Source organism: Streptomyces sp. MUM 2J (assembly GCF_022414535.1).
GTDB lineage: Bacteria > Actinomycetota > Actinomycetes > Streptomycetales > Streptomycetaceae > Streptomyces.
Genome location: NZ_JADWYM010000009.1, coordinates 21,109 through 41,227 on the forward strand (window position 1 = coordinate 21,109; position 20,119 = coordinate 41,227).

19 protein-coding genes, 1 tRNA gene and 1 pseudogene are annotated in these 20,119 nt (G+C 71.8%); 15 read left to right on the forward strand and 6 right to left on the reverse strand.

Features of this window, described 5'->3' with window-relative positions; all coding sequences use genetic code 11:
• Positions 1-127 precede the first annotated feature (127 nt).
• Complete coding sequence (locus I3F54_RS10955; RefSeq protein ID WP_240118493.1) at positions 128-730, reverse strand: TetR/AcrR family transcriptional regulator; 603 nt, start codon at positions 728-730, stop codon at positions 128-130.
• A 94-nt stretch (positions 731-824) separates the two neighbouring features.
• On the opposite strand from I3F54_RS10955, the gene I3F54_RS10960 reads away from it, so the two are divergent.
• From I3F54_RS10960 to I3F54_RS10980, 5 genes and pseudogenes are all read left to right on the forward strand, one after another.
• On the forward strand, positions 825-2,456 hold the full coding sequence (locus I3F54_RS10960; protein ID WP_240118494.1) for a carboxyl transferase domain-containing protein: 1,632 nt from the start codon (positions 825-827) through the stop codon (positions 2,454-2,456).
• Positions 2,457-2,467: 11 nt separating this feature from the next.
• Positions 2,468-4,384 (forward strand): acetyl/propionyl/methylcrotonyl-CoA carboxylase subunit alpha, encoded by a 1,917-nt coding sequence (locus tag I3F54_RS10965; RefSeq protein ID WP_240118495.1) that lies wholly within the window; start codon positions 2,468-2,470, stop codon positions 4,382-4,384.
• Between the two features lie 38 nt (positions 4,385-4,422).
• Entirely contained in the window at positions 4,423-5,352 is a 930-nt protein-coding gene (locus I3F54_RS10970; protein ID WP_240118620.1) for a hydroxymethylglutaryl-CoA lyase, read from the forward strand.
• Positions 5,353-5,360: 8 nt separating this feature from the next.
• Entirely contained in the window at positions 5,361-6,521 is a 1,161-nt protein-coding gene (locus I3F54_RS10975) for an acyl-CoA dehydrogenase family protein (protein WP_240118496.1), read from the forward strand.
• Between the two features lie 284 nt (positions 6,522-6,805).
• A pseudogene (locus I3F54_RS10980) lies at positions 6,806-6,898 on the forward strand (siderophore-interacting protein); the annotation flags it as partial.
• A 15-nt stretch (positions 6,899-6,913) separates the two neighbouring features.
• On the opposite strand, the gene I3F54_RS10985 reads toward I3F54_RS10980, so the two are convergent.
• On the reverse strand, positions 6,914-8,539 hold the full coding sequence (locus I3F54_RS10985) for a beta-N-acetylhexosaminidase (RefSeq protein WP_374205898.1): 1,626 nt from the start codon (positions 8,537-8,539) through the stop codon (positions 6,914-6,916).
• Between the two features lie 100 nt (positions 8,540-8,639).
• Between I3F54_RS10985 and I3F54_RS10990 the strand changes: the two genes are divergently transcribed.
• From I3F54_RS10990 to glmS, 3 genes are all read left to right on the forward strand, one after another.
• On the forward strand, positions 8,640-9,527 hold the full coding sequence (locus I3F54_RS10990; protein WP_240118497.1) for a DUF4429 domain-containing protein: 888 nt from the start codon (positions 8,640-8,642) through the stop codon (positions 9,525-9,527).
• 96 nt (positions 9,528-9,623) lie between these two features.
• The gene (locus I3F54_RS10995; protein ID WP_240118498.1) at positions 9,624-9,881 is read left to right on the forward strand and encodes a hypothetical protein; all 258 of its coding nucleotides are present in this window, start codon (positions 9,624-9,626) and stop codon (positions 9,879-9,881) included.
• 62 nt (positions 9,882-9,943) lie between these two features.
• Positions 9,944-11,761 (forward strand): glutamine--fructose-6-phosphate transaminase (isomerizing), encoded by a 1,818-nt coding sequence (glmS, locus tag I3F54_RS11000; RefSeq protein WP_240118499.1) that lies wholly within the window; start codon positions 9,944-9,946, stop codon positions 11,759-11,761.
• Between the two features lie 254 nt (positions 11,762-12,015).
• Here glmS and I3F54_RS11005 read toward each other — a convergent pair whose 3' ends face one another.
• Positions 12,016-12,579 carry a GPR1/FUN34/YaaH family transporter gene (locus I3F54_RS11005; protein WP_240118500.1) on the reverse strand — a complete coding sequence of 188 codons (564 nt, stop codon included), beginning with the start codon at positions 12,577-12,579 and terminating at the stop codon, positions 12,016-12,018.
• Between the two features lie 153 nt (positions 12,580-12,732).
• Positions 12,733-13,260, reverse strand: coding sequence for a universal stress protein (locus tag I3F54_RS11010; protein ID WP_240118501.1), 528 nt, complete (start codon positions 13,258-13,260; stop codon positions 12,733-12,735).
• A 306-nt stretch (positions 13,261-13,566) separates the two neighbouring features.
• Between I3F54_RS11010 and I3F54_RS11015 the strand changes: the two genes are divergently transcribed.
• The 7 genes from I3F54_RS11015 to I3F54_RS11045 all read left to right on the forward strand — a co-directional run bounded on the left by I3F54_RS11015 (position 13,567) and on the right by I3F54_RS11045 (position 18,453).
• Complete coding sequence (locus I3F54_RS11015) at positions 13,567-13,899, forward strand: hypothetical protein (RefSeq protein WP_240118502.1); 333 nt, start codon at positions 13,567-13,569, stop codon at positions 13,897-13,899.
• A 378-nt stretch (positions 13,900-14,277) separates the two neighbouring features.
• Positions 14,278-15,504 carry a helix-turn-helix domain-containing protein gene (locus I3F54_RS11020; RefSeq protein WP_240118503.1) on the forward strand — a complete coding sequence of 409 codons (1,227 nt, stop codon included), beginning with the start codon at positions 14,278-14,280 and terminating at the stop codon, positions 15,502-15,504.
• Positions 15,505-15,606: 102 nt separating this feature from the next.
• The gene (orn, locus tag I3F54_RS11025) at positions 15,607-16,215 is read left to right on the forward strand and encodes an oligoribonuclease (RefSeq protein ID WP_240118504.1); all 609 of its coding nucleotides are present in this window, start codon (positions 15,607-15,609) and stop codon (positions 16,213-16,215) included.
• 109 nt (positions 16,216-16,324) lie between these two features.
• Positions 16,325-16,397, forward strand: a tRNA-His gene (locus I3F54_RS11030).
• A gap of 120 nt (positions 16,398-16,517) precedes the next feature.
• On the forward strand, positions 16,518-16,658 hold the full coding sequence (locus I3F54_RS11035) for a hypothetical protein (RefSeq protein ID WP_240118505.1): 141 nt from the start codon (positions 16,518-16,520) through the stop codon (positions 16,656-16,658).
• A gap of 110 nt (positions 16,659-16,768) precedes the next feature.
• Positions 16,769-17,983, forward strand: a complete 1,215-nt coding sequence (locus I3F54_RS11040) for a helix-turn-helix transcriptional regulator (RefSeq protein ID WP_240118506.1) — start codon at positions 16,769-16,771, stop codon at positions 17,981-17,983.
• 221 nt (positions 17,984-18,204) lie between these two features.
• Positions 18,205-18,453, forward strand: coding sequence for a hypothetical protein (locus I3F54_RS11045; RefSeq protein ID WP_240118507.1), 249 nt, complete (start codon positions 18,205-18,207; stop codon positions 18,451-18,453).
• A 135-nt stretch (positions 18,454-18,588) separates the two neighbouring features.
• Here the strand turns inward: I3F54_RS11045 and I3F54_RS11050 are convergent, their stop codons facing one another.
• Positions 18,589-18,837 carry a hypothetical protein gene (locus tag I3F54_RS11050; protein WP_240118508.1) on the reverse strand — a complete coding sequence of 83 codons (249 nt, stop codon included), beginning with the start codon at positions 18,835-18,837 and terminating at the stop codon, positions 18,589-18,591.
• A 143-nt stretch (positions 18,838-18,980) separates the two neighbouring features.
• Positions 18,981-20,036: a LacI family DNA-binding transcriptional regulator gene (locus I3F54_RS11055; RefSeq protein WP_240118509.1), complete on the reverse strand. Its 1,056-nt coding sequence runs from the start codon at positions 20,034-20,036 to the stop codon at positions 18,981-18,983.
• Positions 20,037-20,119 lie beyond the last annotated feature (83 nt).

The window sequence follows — 20,119 nt, forward strand, 5'->3', positions numbered from 1 at the left end:
CAGAACCGAAGATACCGGTGAGTACGGCAACTCGTCCAGGGTGAGGTGCGCCACCCGGGGCGCGGGGACGGTTGACGGACGCGCATGCACGACCCCCGCCGCCGCGGGGAACGGAACCCCGCCCCGCTCAGCCCTGCGCCGCCCCGGCCGCCGCGAACGCCCCCCGGGCCATGCGGTGCAGCAGTTCGGCCGTCACCCCGCGGCCCGGCAGCGTCCCGCCCCGCCCGAGGTACGGCGTGGAGTTCAGCAGGCCGAAGACCGAGTGCACCGCCGACCGGGCCGCCGCCTCGCCCAGCTCCGGGTAGACCTCGCGCACGACCTCCACCCACAGCTCGACGTACTGCCGCTGCAACTGGCGCACCAGCTTGCGGTCACTGTCGCGCAGCCGGTCCAGCTCCCGGTCGTGCAGTGTGATCAGCGGGCGGTCGTCCAGCGCGAAGTCGATGTGCCCCTCGATGAGCGAGTCCAGCACCTCGCCCGCCGCGACCCCGTCCGCTTCCGCGACCCGCCGCTTCGCCCCGGTCAGCAGCCGTCCGCTGATGCCGACCAGCAGCTCGGCGAGCATGGCGTCCTTGCCCGGGAAGTGCCGGTAGAGACCCGGGCCGCTGATCCCGACGGCGGCGCCTATCTCGTCCACGCCGACGCCGTGGAAGCCGCGGTCGGCGAAGAGCCGGGCGGCTTCCTTGAGGATCTGCTCACGGCGGGTCGGGGCGTCGGTTCTGGTGGCCATGCCTGCAATTCTAGACAGGCAGGTTAGCGGTCGTTAACCTGAAGGAAATGGTTAACGCTCATTAACAGTCACCGCTGGGTGAGGGGACCGCAGGATGCAAGAGGCACCGGAGCTGACGAGCGCGGCCGACCCCGCGTCGGATGCCTGGCAGGCCAACGAGGAAGCGCACCGCGCCCTCGTCGGGGAGTTGCGCGGCAAGCTCGCCGCCGCCCGCCTGGGCGGCGGCGAGAAGGCCCGCGCCCGGCACACCGCGCGCGGCAAGCTGCTGCCGCGGGAGCGGGTGGACACGCTGCTCGACGCGGGCTCGCCGTTCCTGGAGCTGGCGCCGCTGGCCGCCGACGGGATGTACGACGGGCAGGCCCCGGCGGCCGGGGTGATCGCCGGGGTCGGCCGGGTCGGCGGCCGCGAGTGCGTGATCGTCGCCAACGACGCCACCGTCAAGGGCGGCACGTACTACCCGATGACCGTGAAGAAGCACCTCAGGGCCCAGGAGGTGGCCCTGGAGAACCGCCTGCCCTGCCTGTACCTGGTCGACTCCGGCGGCGCCTTCCTGCCCATGCAGGACGAGGTCTTCCCCGACCGCGACCACTTCGGCCGGATCTTCTACAACCAGGCCCGCATGTCCGGGGCCGGGATCCCGCAGATCGCGGCGGTGCTCGGGTCGTGCACGGCCGGCGGCGCGTACGTGCCGGCCATGAGCGACGAGGCGGTCATCGTCCGCAACCAGGGGACGATCTTCCTCGGCGGTCCGCCGCTGGTGAAGGCCGCCACCGGCGAGGTCGTCACCGCGGAGGAACTGGGCGGCGGCGAGGTGCACTCCCGCGTCTCGGGCGTCACCGACCACCTCGCCGAGGACGACGCACACGCCCTGCGCATCGTGCGTACGATCGTCTCCACGCTCCCCGCCCGCGGCGCCCTGCCCTGGCGGGTGGAGCCGGCCGTGGAGCCGAAGACCGACCCCCACGGCCTCTACGGCGCCGTGCCCGTCGACTCCCGCACCCCCTACGACGTGCGCGAGATCATCGCCAGGATCACCGACGGCTCGCGCTTCGCGGAGTTCAAGGCCGAGTTCGGGCAGACCCTGGTCACCGGTTTCGCCCGGATCCACGGCCACCCGGTGGGCATCGTCGCCAGCAACGGCATCCTGTTCTCCGAGTCGGCCCAGAAGGGCGCCCACTTCATCGAGCTGTGCGACCAGCGCGGGATCCCGCTGGTGTTCCTGCAGAACATCTCCGGGTTCATGGTCGGCCGGGACTACGAGGCGGGTGGCATCGCCAAGCACGGCGCCAAGATGGTCACCGCCGTGGCGTGCACACGCGTGCCGAAGCTGACCGTCGTCGTCGGCGGGTCGTACGGCGCGGGGAACTACTCCATGTGCGGGCGGGCCTACTCGCCCCGTTTCCTGTGGATGTGGCCGAACGCCAAGATCTCCGTGATGGGCGGCGAGCAGGCCGCCTCCGTCCTCGCCACCGTCAGGCGGGACCAGCTCCAGGCGCGCGGCGAGGAGTGGCCCGCCCAGGAGGAGGAGGACTTCAAGGAGCCGATCCGCGCCCAGTACGAGCGCCAGGGCAACGCCTACTACGCCACCGCCCGCCTGTGGGACGACGGGGTCATCGACCCGCTGGACACCCGTCAGGTGCTGGGGCTGGCCCTCACGGCCTGCGCCAACGCGCCACTTGCCCAGCGGGACACCACGGCGCCCCACTTCGGCGTCTTCCGGATGTGAGGGGAACGTCCATGTTCGACACGGTCCTTGTGGCCAACCGGGGCGAGATCGCCGTGCGTGTCATCCGCACGCTGCGGTCCATGGGCATCCGCTCGGTGGCCGTCTTCTCCGACGCGGACGCCGGCGCCCGGCACGTCCGGGAGGCCGACACGGCGGTACGGCTCGGCCCGGCGCCGGCCGCGCAGAGCTATCTGTCGGCCGAGCGCATCCTCGACGCCGCGGCGCGCTCCGGCGCCCAGGCCGTCCATCCCGGCTACGGCTTCCTCGCGGAGAACGCCGGCTTCGCCCGCGCCTGCGCCGAGGCCGGGCTGGTCTTCGTCGGCCCGCCGGCCGACGCCATCGCGCTGATGGGCGACAAGATCCGGGCGAAGGAGACCGTGCAGGCCGCGGGCGTGCCGGTCGTCCCCGGCGGTCGCGATCCGCACCTGGCCGAGGCGGCCCGGGACCTGGGCGCGCCGGTGCTGCTGAAGCCCTCCGCGGGCGGCGGCGGCAAGGGCATGCGCCTGGTGCGGGACATGAGCGCCCTGGACGACGAGATCGCCGCCGCCCGCCGTGAGGCCCGGGCGTCCTTCGGCGACGACACACTCCTCGTCGAGCGGTGGGTCGACCGGCCCCGGCACATCGAGATCCAGGTCCTGGCCGACGCCCACGGGAACGTGGTGCACCTCGGCGAGCGCGAGTGCTCGCTCCAGCGCCGGCACCAGAAGATCATCGAGGAGGCGCCGAGCGTGCTCCTCGACGACGCCACACGTGCGGCGATGGGCGAGGCGGCCGTCCAGGCCGCCCGCTCCTGCGGCTACCGCGGCGCGGGCACGGTGGAGTTCATCGTCCCCGGCGGCGACCCCTCGCAGTACTACTTCATGGAGATGAACACCCGCCTGCAGGTCGAGCACCCGGTCACGGAGCTGGTCACCGGCCTGGACCTGGTGGAGTGGCAGATGCGGGTGGCAGCCGGGGAGCCCCTCTCCCTCGGCCAGGACGACGTCACGCTGACCGGGCACGCGGTCGAGGCCCGCATCTGCGCCGAGGACCCGGCCCGCGGCTTCCTGCCGTCCGGCGGCACGGTGCTGATGCTGCGCGAGCCGCAGGGCGACGGGGTGCGGACCGACTCGGGCCTCACCGAGGGCACGGAGGTCGGCAGCCTGTACGACCCGATGCTGTCGAAGGTCATCGCCCACGGCCCCGACCGGGCGACGGCCCTGCGGAAGCTGCGCGCGGCTCTGGCCGGGACGGTCACGCTGGGCGTGCAGACCAATGCCGGGTTCCTGCGCCGCCTGCTGGCCCATCCGGCGGTCGTCCGGGGCGAACTGGACACCGGGCTGGTCGAGCGGGTGGTGGACGACCTGGTCACCACCGAGGTGCCGGAGGAGGTGTACGAGGCGGCGGCGGCCGTGCGCCTCCAGGCGCTGGAGCCCGAAGGGGACGGCTGGACCGATCCCTTCTCGGTGCCGAGCGGCTGGCGGATGGGCGGCACGCCCCACCCCGTAGCGGTACCGCTCCGGGTCACCGACCCCGTGGAGTACACCCCGCGCGGCTCGCGCACCGTCACCGGCGACACGGTGTCGGTGACCCTCGACGGCGTCCACCACGCCTTCCACCGTGCCGCCGACTGGCTGGGCCGCGACGGCGACGCCTGGCACGTACGCGACCACGACCCGGTCGAGGCCTCCCTCGGCCGCAGCGGCCACCTGGGGGCCGACTCGCTCACCGCGCCGATGCCCGGCACGGTCACGGTGGTGAAGGTGGCCGCCGGCGACGAGGTGACCGCCGGTCAGAGCCTGCTGGTGGTGGAGGCGATGAAGATGGAGCACGTCATCTCCGCCCCGCACGCCGGCACGGTGGCCGAGCTGGACGTCACGCCCGGCACCACGGTCGCCATGGACCAGGTGCTGGCCGTGATCACACCCCACGAGGAGGTGGCCGAGTGACCGCCCCCGACACCCCGGCGACCACGACCGGGCTGCCCATGACCGTCCCCGCCCGGGGCCTGCCCCCGCGGGTGCGGATCCACGAGGTCGGCGCGCGCGACGGCCTGCAGAACGAGCAGACGGCCGTACCGACCTCCGTGAAGGCGGAGTTCGTCCACCGCCTCGCCGACGCGGGACTGACCACCATCGAGGCGACGAGCTTCGTGCACCCCAGGTGGGTGCCCCAGCTCGCCGACGCCGAGCAGTTGTTCCCGCTCGTCGCCGGACTGCCCGTGGCGCTGCCGGTGCTGGTGCCCAACGAGCGCGGTCTGGACCGGGCGCTGGCGCTCGGGGCCCGCCGGGTCGCGGTGTTCGCCAGCGCGACCGAGTCCTTCGCCAAGGCCAACCTCAACCGCACGGTCGACGAGGCGCTGGCCATGTTCGAGCCGGTGGTGTCCCGCGCGAAGGCGGCGGACGTGCACGTCCGGGGCTATCTGTCGATGTGCTTCGGCGACCCCTGGGAGGGCGCGGTGCCCCTCCCGCAGGTGGTGCGGGTGTGCCGGGCGCTGCTCGACATGGGCTGCGACGAGCTGAGCCTGGGCGACACCATCGGGGTGGCGACCCCCGGCCATGTCACCGCGCTCCTCTCCGCGCTGGAGGACGGGGGCGTGCCGGTCGACGCGCTGGGCGTCCACTTCCACGACACCTACGGGCAGGCCCTCGCCAACACCCTGGCCGCGCTCCAGCACGGCGTCACCACCGTCGACGCCTCGGCGGGCGGCCTCGGCGGCTGCCCGTACGCGAAGTCCGCCACCGGCAACCTCGCCACCGAAGACCTCGTGTGGATGCTGCAGGGACTCGGCATCGACACAGGCGTCGACCTCGGCCGTCTGACCGCCACGAGCGTGTGGATGGCCGACCGGCTGGGGCGGCCCAGCCCGTCCCGCACCGTCCGAGCCCTGTCCCACAAGGACCCCCAGGAGCAGTGATCTGAGCCATGGACTACCGACTCTCCCCCGAGCTGGAGGAACTCCGCCGTACCGTCGAGCAGTTCGCGCACGACGTGGTGGCGCCGAAGATCGGCGACTTCTACGAGCGGCACGAGTTCCCGTACGAGATCGTGCGCGAGATGGGCCGTATGGGTCTGTTCGGGCTGCCGTTCCCGGAGGAGTACGGCGGGATGGGCGGCGACTACCTCGCCCTCGGCGTGGCCCTGGAGGAACTGGCCCGGGTGGACTCGTCCGTGGCCATCACCCTGGAGGCCGGGGTGTCGCTGGGCGCGATGCCGATCCATCTGTTCGGCACCGAGGAGCAGAAGCGGCAGTGGCTGCCGCGGCTGTGCTCGGGCGAGGTCCTGGGCGCTTTCGGCCTGACCGAGCCGGACGGCGGCAGTGACGCCGGCGCCACCCGCACCACGGCCCGCCTGGACCCGGAGACGGACGAGTGGGTGATCAACGGCACCAAGTGCTTCATCACCAACTCGGGTACCGACATCACGGGCCTGGTCACGGTGACGGCGGTCACCGGCCGCAAGCCCGACGGCAGACCGTTGATCTCCGCGATCATCGTCCCGTCCGGCACACCCGGCTTCACGGTGGCGGCGCCGTACTCGAAGGTCGGCTGGAACGCCTCCGACACGCGTGAGCTGTCCTTCCAGGACGTGCGGGTACCCGCGGCGAACCTGCTGGGCGAGGCGGGCCGTGGATACGCGCAGTTCCTGCGCATCCTCGACGAGGGCCGCATCGCCATCGCGGCGCTTTCGACCGGCCTGGCACAGGGTTGCGTCGACGAGTCGGTGAAGTACGCGAAGGAACGCCACGCCTTCGGCCGGCCCATCGGCGCCAACCAGGCCATCCAGTTCAAGGTCGCCGACATGGAGATGAAGGCCCACACCGCGCGCCTCGCCTGGCGTGACGCGGCGGCCCGGCTGGTGGCCGGGGAGCCGTTCAAGAAGGAGGCGGCACTGGCGAAGCTGTACTCGTCCACGGTCGCCGTGGACAACGCCCGGGACGCCACGCAGATCCATGGCGGCTACGGCTTCATGAACGAGTATCCGGTGGCCCGGATGTGGCGCGACTCCAAGATCCTGGAGATCGGCGAGGGCACCAGCGAGGTTCAGCGGATGCTGATCGCACGGGAGTTGGGCCTGGTGGGCTGACGTGCCGGGCCGGGCGGTTCCCGGCACCGCGGGGCGGAGCGCCCTCGGACGCGAAGTGAGGCCGGGCAAACCTGTCTTCGGATCTCGTCCGGCGGGCGCTCCGCCCCGTTCGAAAACAGTCATGGCCATGCCCGATGTCAGAACCGCCCGGGCACCATCCGCCGCTGCACCCTCGCCGCGGGCGGCGCCCTCGGCCCCGGAGCCGCACTGGCGGCCTGCGGCGGCGGAACGGCGAAGGGCGGGACACGGGCGGGCGGGGGCACGCCGGCCGCCGGGTGCGGCCCGTCGGCGAACGCGGGTTCGACCGCCGCCGGATCACCTTCGCCGGCTACTGGCGCCGGGGTCCGACGGAGGAGCGGTTGCGCGCGCGGGAGTGACCGCCCGGTGGCGGCTCAGCGGGCCGGCCAGGGGACCTGCGGCGAGCGGTGGTAGCGGATGCCCAGGGCGTCCCAGCGCGGTCCCTGCGCGGCGAGCCGCACCCGGTACGACGCCCAGTCGTGGGTGGCCGCCGGCGACCAGCCCAGTTCGGCGGCGCCCGCCAGCCGCGGGAAGGCCAGGTACTCCAGGCCGTCCTGGTCGGCGACCGTCTCCGTCCACAGCGGCGCCTCCACGCCCCGGACCGCGGTGGCGGGGACGCCCGGGAGGTAGGTGCCGGGATCCCAGTCGTAGGACCGGCGCACCTGAACGTAGCCCGCCCACGACAGCCCGAGCGGGGTGCCGCGGTCGTACTTCATGTCGAGATAGATCCGGTCGGCCGGCGACAGGATCAGCCCGGTGCCGTGCTGTGCGGCCCGCACCACCTGGGCCTTCTCCGCGGCACCCGTGGAGTCCAGGCCCCAGTACTGCACGAGCGCACCGCGGGCCGGGGCGGCGGCGGCCAGCTGGTGCCAGCCGATGACGGTCTTGCCGTACTCGGCGACGACCGGCTGCACCCGGTCCATGAACTTCACGTAGTCCTCGTGGCCGGTGGAGTGCGCCTCGTCGCCGCCGATGTGCAGGTAGCGGCCCGGGGTGAGGGCGGCCACCTCGCGGACGACGTCGTCCACGAAGTCGTAGGTGACGTCCTTCGACACGCACAGCGAGCTGAAGCCGACGTCGGTGCCGGTGTAGAGCGGGGGTGCGGCACCGTCGCAGTTCAGCTCGGCGTAGGAGGCGAGCGCGGCGCGGGTGTGGCCCGGCATGTCCAGCTCGGGGACGACCTCCAGATGGCGGGAGGCGGCGTACCGGACGATCTCCTTGTAGTCGTCCTTGGTGTAGTGGCCGCCCGTGCCGCCGCCGACCTGGGTTGATCCGCCGTGGGCGGCCAGGCGCGGCCAGGAGTCGATCGCGATGCGCCAGCCCTGGTCGTCGGTGAGGTGCAGGTGAAGGGTGTTGATCTTGTAGAGGGCGAGCTGGTCGATGTACCGCTTGACCTGGGCGACGGTGAAGAAGTGCCGGGCCACGTCCAGCATCGCGCCGCGGTAGGAGTAGCGCGGGCGGTCGGCGACGGTGCCGCCGGCAACCGGCCAGGGGCCGGGCTGCACGGTGCCCCTCTCGACGGCGGCGGGCAGGAGCTGGCGGAGGGTCTGCACGCCGTGGAAGAGGCCGGCGGAGGTGGGGGCGCTGATGGTGACCGCGCTCGGGCCGCTCTGGAGCCGGTATCCCTCGCTGCCGAGTTCCCCCGTCGCGTCCCGGACCAGCGCGAGCCGGATGCCGGAGCCGTCGCGGGTGGTGACGGGCAGGGAGTAGCCGGTGGAGGGACGCAGGACGGCGGCGAGGTACTCCCCCGTGCGCCGGGCCTCGGGGGTGCCGTCGACGCGGATGCGGGTGCCGGAGGTGATCCGGTACGGCGCCCCGCCCGCCCTCACCGACGCGGGCGCCGGGATCACCCGGTCGAGCGGGACCGGGGCCTCTCCCGCCGCCGGTGCGGAGCCGGTGGTGAACACCCCCGCCGAGGCCACGAACAGCATCAGGCCCAGCAGACGGTGGACGCCGGGGTTCCAACGGATCCGGGCTGCGGTTCGGTGATGTCCTCGCACGAGGGCTCCTTCGGGCGGACACGGGCCGGTGCCGGGCACCACCCCGCCGCGGGAACGGCGCCCGGATCGAGGGTGCGAACCGCGGTGAAACAATTCTTCCATGACGGAAATCATCCAGAGGGACGGCACCTGGGTCCTCGGCGGCGACACCCTGCGGCTGACACCGGGTCACGACAAGGGCGTGAGCCTCCTGCGCAGGACTCTGGGCGAACTCACCGTTCCCCTGCGGGCGTTGGCCGGCATCTCGTTCGAGCACGGAAGGAAGGGCGGACGGCTCAGGCTGCGGCTGCGCGACGGCGCGGACCCGCTGCTGCACGCGACGGGCGGGCGGCTCGCCGAGGCACACGACCCCTACCAGCTGATCGTCGAACCCGACCGCCTCGGCGTCGCCGAGTACGTCGCCGAGGAGGTCCGCAACACGCTGCTGCTGGACCGGGTGCCCTCCGGCCCGGTCGACACCTTCCTGCTGACGGGCCCGCCGGTGCCCCTGTCGGTGTCCGCCGGGGACGGCACCGCGCGTTTCGACGGCGAACACGTCACGCTGGAGTGGAACTGGAAGACGGAGGAGGCCAAGGCAGCCGGCGGCTCCCGCGTCCTCGCCGTCCGGGACATCCGGGCCGTGGAGTGGCTGCCGGCGGAGGGGCTGGAGAACGGCTGCCTGCGCTTCACCGTGGGGAGCGCCCCCACCAAGGCGCCGCCGAAGTACGACCCCCACGCGGTCGAGCTGTGGGGCTTCAAGAAGGACCCGCTGATGGCACTGGTCGCCGCGGCGGTCCAGGTCCGGCTGCCGCACCCCGCGCGCCCGCCCGCGGTGGAGGTGGCGCAGCCGCAGGCCGCGGCCCCCGCCCCCACCCCCGACGCGGACGCGGACGACGATCACGACGCCCTGCTGCGCCGCCTGCGCGAGCTCGGCGACCTGCACCGCTCCGGCGTGCTGACCGACGAGGAATTCGCCCTCGCCAAGCAGGCAGTCCTGCGCAGAATGTAGTGCCTCGCCGTCCCCGATCCCGCACTTTCCCCGCCGCCTGCCCGAATTCGGGCAGCTTCCTTGCGAAACCGCCGCCGGTACCCCAGGATCTAGCGGGTGCACGACGAACTTGTTGATCATCTGACGCGGACCACGCCCCTGAACCGGGGCGAGGCGCTGCGCGTGATCCAGGACGTGCTCGCCTACTTCGACGAGACGATCGAGGACTACGTCCGTCGCCGCCACCGCGAGCTCCAGGCGCAGGGCCTGGTCAACGCGACGATCTTCGAACGGATCGCGGCGGACCTGCAGTACCGCGCGGTGGCCCCGCCCGAGCTATCGCTCAGGCAGCTGCGGCGCATCGTCTACGGCTGACGGCCGGCCGCCGGCCGGCTCGAACCCGTGGCCCATCCACCTGCGACAGAGGAATACGTTATATGTGCGGAATCGTCGGATACATCGGGAAGCGTGATGTCGCTCCTCTGCTCCTGGAGGGTCTGCAGCGCCTGGAGTACCGCGGTTACGACTCCGCGGGCATCGTGGTCAGCACCCCCAGGACCGCCGGCCTGAAGATGGTCAAGGCCAAGGGTCGGGTCCGCGACCTGGAGGCCAAGGTCCCGGCGCGGTTCAAGGGCACCACCGGCATCGCCCACACCCGTTGGGCCACCCACGGCGCCCCGTCCGACGTGAACGCCCACCCGCACCTGGACGCCGGGGGCAAGGTCGCCGTCGTCCACAACGGCATCATCGACAACGCCGCCGACCTGCGCCGCAAGCTGGAGGCGGACGGCGTCGAGTTCCTCTCCGAGACCGACACCGAGGTCCTGACCCACCTGATCTCCCGCTCGCAGGCCGGCAAGCTGGAGGACAGGGTCCGCGAGGCCCTGCGCGTCGTCGAGGGCACGTACGGCATCGCCGTGATGCACGCCGACTTCAACGACCGCATCGTCGTCGCCCGCAACGGCTCGCCGGTCGTCCTCGGCATCGGCGAGAAGGAGATGTTCGTCGCCTCGGACATCGCCGCGCTGGTCACCCACACCCGGCAGATAGTGACCCTCGACGACGGCGAGATGGCCACCCTCAAGGCCGACGACTTCCGCACGTACACGACGGAGGGCACCCGCACGACGGCGGAACCCACCACCGTCGAGTGGGAGGCCGCCTCCTACGACATGGGCGGCCACGACACCTACATGCACAAGGAGATCTCCGAGCAGGCAGACGCGGTCGACCGCGTCCTGCGCGGTCGCATCGACGACCGCTTCTCCACCGTGCACCTCGGCGGACTGAACCTGGACGCCCGTGAGGCACGGCAGATCCGCCGTGTGAAGATCCTCGGCTGCGGCACCTCGTACCACGCGGGCATGATCGGCGCCCAGATGATCGAGGAACTGGCCCGCATCCCCGCGGACGCGGAGCCCGCCTCCGAATTCCGCTACCGCAACGCGGTCGTCGACCCCGACACCCTCTACATCGCCGTGTCGCAGTCCGGCGAGACCTACGACGTCCTCGCGGCCGTCCAGGAGCTCAAGCGCAAGGGCGCCCGGGTGCTCGGCGTCGTCAACGTCGTCGGCTCGGCCATCGCCCGCGAGGCGGACGGCGGCATCTACGTACACGCCGGCCCCGAGGTCTGCGTCGTGTCGACCAAGTGCTTCACCAACACCTGCGTCGCCTTCGCCCTGCTCGCCCTGCACCTGGGCCGTACCCGCGACCTCTCGGTCCGCGACGGCAAGCGGATCATCGAGGGCCTGCGCAAGCTGCCCGCCCAGATCACCGAGATCCTGGAGCAGGAGGACGCGATCAGGAAGCTCTCGGAGCAGTTCACCGACGCCCGCTCGATGCTGTTCATCGGCCGCGTCCGGGGCTACCCGGTCGCCCGCGAGGCCTCCCTGAAGCTCAAGGAGGTCTCCTACATCCACGCCGAGGCCTACCCGGCCTCCGAGCTCAAGCACGGCCCGCTGGCGCTGATCGAGCCCGCGCTCCCGACGGTGGCGATCGTCCCCGACGACGACCTGCTGGAGAAGAACCGCGCGGCGATGGAGGAGATCAAGGCCCGCAGCGGGCAGATCGTCGCCGTCGCCCACCAGCACCAGGAGAAGGCCGACCACACCATCGTGGTCCCGAAGAACGAGGACGAGCTCGACCCGATCCTCATGGGCCTCCCCCTCCAGCTCCTCGCCTACCACACGGCCAAGGCGCTGGGCCGCGACATCGACAAGCCCCGGAACCTGGCGAAGTCGGTGACGGTCGAGTAGCAGTCCGGCCGGCCGGAGCGCCCGCGGCGGTTCCCCGCCCTCCCGAAGGACCGCGGTTCCCTGCGCCCCCCGGGGCGCAGGGAACCGCGCGAACACACCACCGGCACCCGCACCCGCCACACAACAGGCAACAGGCAACAGGCAACAGGCAACAGGCAACAGGCAACAGAACGGACCCCCGCGCGCCACCCACGGCACAGGGGGTCCGCTCATCGCACGCCGGGTCCGCCCGATACCCGGCGTTGCCTGCGCGGCTAGCCGGTGGCCGTCACACCCCGGCCCGCAGCGCGCCTGGGAAGTGCCGTGGGCCAGTGGGCCAGAGCGGCCGTCGCCGCGTACCAGGCCACGGCGCCCGCGGCCACGGCAGCCCAGCCGCCGACCTTGACCAGCGCGGAGCTGTCGGCGAACTCCGCGACGGCGAGCAGCAGCAGCGCCACGAAGAACAACCCGTGGGCGGCCTGGCCGAGTTGGTCGCCGCCGGCGAGGGTGGCGGAGAGGGCGACGAGCGCGAACAGTAGCAGGAACAGCCCTGCGGCGTTGCCGGAGACCGGCGTGCCTGCGGAGACGGCCCAGGTGAACCAGAGTGCGCCGAGCGCCGAGAAGGTCGTACCGCCCGCGGTGTCACGGTCGCGGAAAGCGAGCAGGCCGGCGACGAACAGGGCTATGCCGCCCACGTACTGGGCGACGGAGACGGCGTCGGCCGCCGTCACGCCGTCGATCACGCCGGTGTGGCCGATGCCGAACGCGAGGAGGGTGATCCCGAGAGCGAGTCGGCCGACGATCGTGGTGATGCTTCCCGCAGAGACGTCGTTGTCCACGGCGGGCTCCCTTCGTGCTTGTGCAGTTGTGCGGTGAGCCATATATGCCCTTCACAAGAGCACAAACACCCCTACGCGCGAGTAGATTTATGCACACGACAAGACAACTGACGCCCCGTCGGCACCGCGCGGGCGGCGGCGGGGGAACACGGTTCAGGGAATGACCACCACGGGCCGCCTCGCGCGCTTGGCGAGCCGCCCCGCGACCGAGCCGAAGATCCGCCCGACGATGCCGTGGGTGGAACCGACGACGATCGCGTCGGCCTCGTACTCCCGCCCCACCTCTTCGAGTTCGTGGCAGATGTCACCGCCCCGCTCGACCAGGATCCACGGCACCTCGGCGAGGTAGTCCGCACAGGCCAGTTCCAGGCCGAGCACCTCGGTGCGATGGTCGGGGACGTCCACGAAGACGGGCGGCTCGCAGCCCGCCCACACCGTCGTGGGCAGCCGGTTGGCCACGTGGACGATGATCAGACCCGAGCCCGAGCGCCGCGCCATGCCGATCGCATACGCCAGCGCACGTTCACTGGAGGTCGAGCCGTCGAAACCGACCACCACACCGTGCTTGAAGGCGGGATCACATGCGTGGCGTGGCTCCGGCACCGCCTGGGGATCGGCCGCCGACGGGTCGGCGACCGGCCGCTTGCGGTCCGCTGGTTCGAAGAATTCGTGACCGGCCATGGCTGTCTCGGCGATCGATCCTTACGGGTGGGACGACAGTGTGCAGCAGAGCTGTGTCCGGGAAACATGTTCCCAACCCCATACCCCCAAGGGTACGGCTGCACGCCTCCTTCGCCCAGATCTCGGGACCCCCGCCACGGGGGTTCCCCGGAGGATGCCCGAAGGGGCACCCACGACGCAACGGTTGCTGCCCCGTACAGACGGTTTGCGCGGTTTCACTCTTCGCCCACCCCCGGCAGGCGCACAGTGACCGGGCGCTCGAACACGCGTTGAACCGGGCGAAGCGCCACCCCCAGGGAGACCGACATGTCCTCACCCGCTCCGAACAGCACGAACGACGTCGTCCGCTGGGCCGCCTTCAGTTGCGTCCTCGTTCCCGTGGTGCTGCTGTGGTACGGCGGCTCGCTGGCCGGCGCCGGCGGCACCGCCCTGGGCCTGGCCGCCGTGACCGCCGCCTGCCGGGTGCTGCTGCGCCGGTCCGAACGCGGCGCTGCCCGGCTGCTCGCCGAGGAGCACGCGCCGCATCGCGGGCGGCACCACCGGAGCGGTGCGGGGGCACACCGCGGAGGGCGACACCCCGTCGGCGGAGGAGATGCGGAGGACACCCCGGGCCGCGAGGGAAACACACCGGCCGGTTGACCGGTTTCTGCGCACTGGAGCGACTCTTTTCAGCCAACTTCCGATGCGTGTGCATCACCCCTCGCCAGGACCCCCAATCCCCCGTTTGACCTGCATGGAAAGGGTCTCCCGCACCCTCCGCACCCTACGCGGTTTGGCCACTGCGACAAGGCGCACTTCCCCGCACGCCCCGCGAGTGCAACGCTTCGTGATCGAATGCTTCACGCCAAGTTGCCATGTCGCTAATGCACCGGTTGGTGAACCGGTCGTCATGGCACGGCGCGACGCAGTAAATTCGATCTTGACTGTCGTACGGCGGGGGACTCGTGCAGGACCGAGGGGAAACGTGCAGGAGCGACACAACCGAGGAGCCGCGACCACCGAGGGGGGCTTAGCAGGATGAGCCACGACTCCACTGCCGCGCCGGAAACCGCGGCCCGGAGACTCTCCGGGCGACGCCGCAAGGAGATCGTCGCGGTGCTGCTGTTCAGCGGCGGCCCCATCTTCGAGAGTTCCATTCCGCTGTCGGTGTTCGGAATCGACCGCCAGGACGCCGGCGTACCGCGCTACCGGCTGCTGGTGTGCGCCGGCGAGGAAGGCCCCCTGCGGACCACAGGGGGCCTGGAACTCACCGCGCCGAACGGCCTGGAGGCGATCTCGCGGGCGGGCACGGTCGTCGTGCCCGCCTGGCGCTCGATCACCTCACCGCCACCGGAAGAGGCGCTCGACGCTCTGCGCCGGGCGCACGAAGAGGGCGCCCGCATCGTCGGGCTGTGCACCGGTGCCTTCGTGCTGGCGGCTGCGGGCCTACTGGACGGCCGTCCCGCGACGACCCACTGGATGTACGCGCCGACGCTGGCCAAGCGCTATCCGTCGGTGCACGTCGATCCCAGAGAGCTCTTCGTCGACGACGGCGACGTCCTGACGTCCGCGGGCACCGCGGCCGGGATCGACCTCTGCCTCCACATCGTGCGCACCGACCACGGCAACGAGGCGGCGGGGGCGCTCGCGCGGCGGCTCGTCGTCCCACCGCGCCGGTCGGGAGGCCAGGAGCGCTACCTCGACAGATCTTTACCGGAGGAGATCGGCGCCGACCCGCTCGCCGAGGTCGTCGCCTGGGCGCTGGAGCACCTCCACGAGCAGTTCGACGTCGAGACGCTGGCCGCGCGGGCCTACATGAGCCGCCGCACCTTCGACCGGCGATTCCGCTCGCTGACCGGCAGCGCACCACTGCAGTGGCTGATCACCCAGCGGGTCCTGCAGGCCCAGCGCCTGCTGGAGACGTCGGACTACTCGGTGGACGAGGTGGCGGGCCGCTGCGGCTTCCGCTCGCCGGTGGCCCTGCGCGGCCACTTCCGCCGGCAGCTCGGCTCCTCGCCGGCCGCCTACCGGGCCGCGTACCGCGCCCGCCGGCCGCAGAGCGAGGGGTCGAAGGCCGCGGAGAGCAGCGAGACGGTGCCGTCCCCGGTCAGCGCGCCGCTCTCCGGTCCTCCCGGCATGCCGGGTCCGGGGGCGCTGACGGCAGGCGGCCCGCTGCTGCACCCCGACGCCCCGGTGCCGATGCAGACGCGCCGCGCCCCGGCGGCCCTGTCGGGCAGCGTTCCGGGTCCGCGCAGCGGTAGCTGAGCAGAGCCCTCGGCCGACGGCGGCCCTTCCCCCGGCGGGGAGGGTCCGCCGTCGCGTGCACGGCCCGTCCCGCGCGGCGGACCCGCGCCGTAAGGTGAGCACATGAACGATCGCATGGTGTGGATCGACTGCGAGATGACCGGCCTCTCGCTGTCCGACGACGCGCTCATCGAGGTGGCCGCCCTCGTCACCGACTCCGAGCTGAACGTGCTCGGCGAGGGTGTGGACATCGTCGTCAAGCCGCCGGAGCGGGCGCTGGAGACGATGCCGGACGTGGTGCGTCAGATGCACACCGCGTCCGGGCTGCTCGACGAACTCCCGAACGGCACGACCCTGGAGGACGCCGAGCAGCAGGTCCTGGCGTACGTGAAGGAATACGTCAAGGAGCCCGGCAAGGCGCCGCTGTGCGGTAACAGCGTCAGCACGGACCGCGGCTTCCTGCTCCGCGACATGCCGACGCTGGAGGACCACCTCCACTACCGCATCGTCGACGTGTCCTCCGTCAAGGAACTGGCACGCCGCTGGTACCCGAGGGCCTACTTCAACAGCCCGGAGAAGAACGGCAACCACCGCGCCCTCGCCGACATCCGTGAGTCCATCGCCGAGCTGCGCTACTACCGGGAGGCGATCTTCGTCCCCCAGCCCGGCCCCGACTCCGACACCGCCAGGACCATCGCGGCCCGGCACGTCCTGCCCGCCAAGCAGGGCTGACAGGGGTCCGCGAAGGGGCGCCGCAAAAGCCGTGCGCGAGCACCCCTTCGGACCCTGTACACTTTTTCTCGGCCGGTCGGGGAGACGAAAGAATCCGCCGCCGGTCATGGTGGGTGTAGCTCAGCTGGTAGAGCACCTGGTTGTGGTCCAGGATGCCGCGGGTTCGAGTCCCGTCACTCACCCTGAATGATCAAGGGCTGACCTGTGGAAACGGGTCAGCCCTTGACGTTTCTCCATCTCGTGGGAACACGATGGGAACCGATCATGGGCGATCCTCCCTATCCGTCTCCATGCCGAGTGTCATGGGGTGCACCCAGCGGGACACGCTCAGCGAGCGGACGAGGGCGGGGTTCCGGGTGGTGCGTACCCGAGCGGGTGCGTTGGTGTTCGCGGTCGCCTGGTCGGCGTTCGCGGTGTGGTTCCTGGTGCACATCATTGGCTGAACAACACGCCCCCCTGCGCCGCCCACCGCGGGCCGTGCAGGGGGGCGCTTCGCCATGCCCAGACCGACACGCCTCGCCCCTCTGGTACTGGGTCGGCGTACCGTGGCAGCGTGGCAAACGACGACCTGGGGCGAACTCTCCGACGCCTGCGGCGCTTGGCCTCCTTGACCCAAGAGGAACTGGCCGAGCGCTCCGACGTGTCTGTAGACGTCATCCGGCAACTGGAGCAACGGCGGAAACACTCGGCACGCTTGCCCACGCTTCACGCCCTGGCGAACGGCCTCGGCGTAGAGCTGACGACCCTTCTGGGGGATCCTCCGGCAGTCTCATCGACCGGAGAGAACGACGGGCCACGGTTCGTGGCGGTGCGGCGCGCCATCATGCCGGCTCTCTGGGGGCCAGCGGTTGAGCCGCCGAGGCCCGACTTCTCGTTGACGGGCTTGCGCGAGCAGATCGCGGACGGCTGGACGCAGTACCACGCCGCGGAGTTCGACACGGTCATGAAGGCGCTTCCCGACCTGATTGCGGATGCACGCACCGTCACAGCATCGACCGACGACGAGGATCGAAAGGGCGGTTTCGCAGCACTGGGCAAGGCCCTTCAGCTCGCCGGGCACGTCGCCGTGCGAATGGGGAAAACGGATCTCGCTCTGATCGGTCTGGAGCGCGCCATAGACGCTGCGGGCCGGTCCTCCGATCCCCTGCTACGCCCCATGATCGTCAACTCCGTTGCGTGGACCTACCAGCGACAGGGGCGTCTCAGCGATGCCCTGAGCATCGCTCTGCACGCCGCAGGTGACATACGGGACGCGGGGCACACGGGCACCGCTGACGGCCTCAAGGTGTGGGGCGCGCTGACCATGTCCGCCGCCACTTCTGCCGCACGCAGCAACGACTACGAGCACGCAGCCGCCTTGATGGAGAAGGCAGAAGCGGAAGCGGCCCGTGTGACCAGATTGCCGCAGGGCGGCGACAGCCGCATGGTCAGCGTGTTCAGCCCGTCGTCGGTGCGCATCGAGCGCGTCCGGCTGGCCGTCCAGTACGGCCACCCCGAGGACGCCCTGGCGCTCGCCAAGGGCATACGGCTGGGCAAGGACGTGCCCCCGTCTTGGCGAACATGGCTGCTGCTGGACGTGGCGCGAGCTCATACGGATCTCGGGGACGCAGCGGGCGCCGTGAAGGCGCTGGAGTCGCTTCGCCGTGTGGCGCCGGCGTGGATGCAGCATCACACACTAGCGGTGGCCATCGTTCGTGATCTGTGGGCGCTCCCCAATCACCCTCCGGGGCTGCGGTCGTTGGCAGAGTTCCTAGGGGTCGGCGACTAGCGTCGCAAAACTAGGACGACACATCACTGTCACCTTGTGCAGCGCACCGATTCCATGAGTCGCACAGCGCCCCGGCGGCCGCGCAAACGGCCCCGGGGCATGGCCGACTGGTTGGAGCCGACATGGCAGAGACTACGCATACGCGCGCCGCATCGGATAGCCCGCCCATCGATGGGCGGGCGCAGGCCCGGCGGGCTGCGAACCGCGGCCTCCAGGAGCACGTGGCCACGTGCGAGCAGTGCGTGGACGATGTCGGCCAGTGCGAGACCGGGATGGCGTGGACGCGGCTGATGCTGGCAGCCCCGGTGAAGATCTGCGTGCGCTGCGACAAGCCGATCCGGCCGGGGCAGGAATACGTAGCCGTGGACCACCACAGTGCGAGTGGCGCAGGCACAACGGTCCACGTCCACCCCGAGCGGTGTGTGCCGGTCCTGCGGCAGACGTACTCGCGCGGACCATACGACCGGTAGAGACCGGAGGCCGTTCCCGCCCCCGGAGGGGACGGCCGTCACACCCCCGCGCCGGCCATCGGGCGAGGCCACAGACGCGAGGACGGGGGCGGCACGCCCGACGGGGAAGGGTGGCAGACAGACGGGGCGGGCTGCTCAGACGGCTCCGCCCGGATCCTTGGGCAGCTCCGCCTCGCGCCCCCAGTTCTCCGGCCCCGCCCCGCGCCAGTCGATCAGCGGCGAGTCGGCGACCTCCTCGGGCTCCATCTCCAGCCCGGCCCGCCGCAGGAACTCCACCAGGTCCCGGACGTTGTGCGCGAGCCCGAGGATCTCGCCGTCCACCCGCACCCGGCGCCCACCGGTCGGCGACGGCAGGTGCACGATCACGGGACGTTTGCCGGGCATGCCCCCAGGATGATCCCACCCGAACACCACCGCATCCCGAACACCACCGCATCCGAACGCCCCGGCACCGACGTCCCCGGCCGGCCCGCACCGCGGCAGTCCCCCACGGTGGGCCCGGCCCACCGCGACCCGCCGTCCGTCGCTCAGGAGGACGCCCGCACCACCAGTTCCGCCGGCAGGACCAGCCGGCGGGGCTCCCCTTCGTGTGTCGGGGCCGGGCGGCGGTCGGCGATCTCGGCGAGGAGGAGATCGATCATGCGGCGGCCCATCTCCTGGATGGGCTGGCGCACGCTGGTGAGCGGTGGGTCCATGTGGCGGGCGATGGCGGAGTCGTCGTAGCCGACCAGGGCGACGTCGTCGGGGATGCGACGGCCCGCCTCGCGCAGCAGCCGGCGGGCGCCGGCCGCGGTGACGTCGGAGCCGGCGAACACCGCGTCCAGGTCGGGGCGGCGCTCCAGCAGCGCCCTCATGGCGCGGCGACCGCCCTCCTCGGTGAAGTCGCCGGCCTCGACGAGACGCTCGTCGACCTCGCATCCGGCGTCGCGCAGCGCGGCACGGTAGCCGTCGGCGCGCCGCTGGGCGCCGTAGACGTCGAGGCGGCCGGTGATGTGGGCGATGCGCCTGCGGCCCCGGGCGAGCAGGTGCTCGACGGCCTGCCGGGCGCCGTCGTAGTTGTCGGAGTCGACCGAGGTGAGCGTCTCCGTCGCGGACCGCGGGCCGCTGATCACCGCCGGGATCTCCAGCTGGGTCACCAGGTCGGGCAGCGGGTCGTCGGCGTGGACCGAGACCAGCAGGACGCCGTCGACCCGGTGGGCGGCCAGGTACTGGGCGAGGCGGCGCCGCTCCCGGTCGTTGCCCGCGAAGATCAGCAGCAGCTGCATCCGGGTCTCGGCCAGCTCCGCGCCCACGCCCCGGAGCATGTCGGAGAAGTACGGCTCGGCGAAGAAGCGGGTCTCCGGCTCGGGGACGACCAGTGCGACCGCGTCGGTGCGGTTGGCGGCCAGGGCACGGGCGGCGTTGTTGGGGACGTAGCCGAGTTCGGCGACGGCGGCCTCGACGGCGGCACGGGTGGCGGCGCTGACCCGGGGCGAGCCGTTGATCACCCGGGACACCGTGCCGCGTCCCACTCCGGCGCGGGCGGCGACCTCCTCCAGGGTGGGCCGTCCTCCGCCGCGGCCACCCCGTGCTCCGTGTGCCATGGACTCCGCCTCCCCGTCGACCCTCTCTCCGGCCTGGAATGTAACAGCCCCGCGCGCGGGTGCGAGGGCCTCCGCTTGCGGTC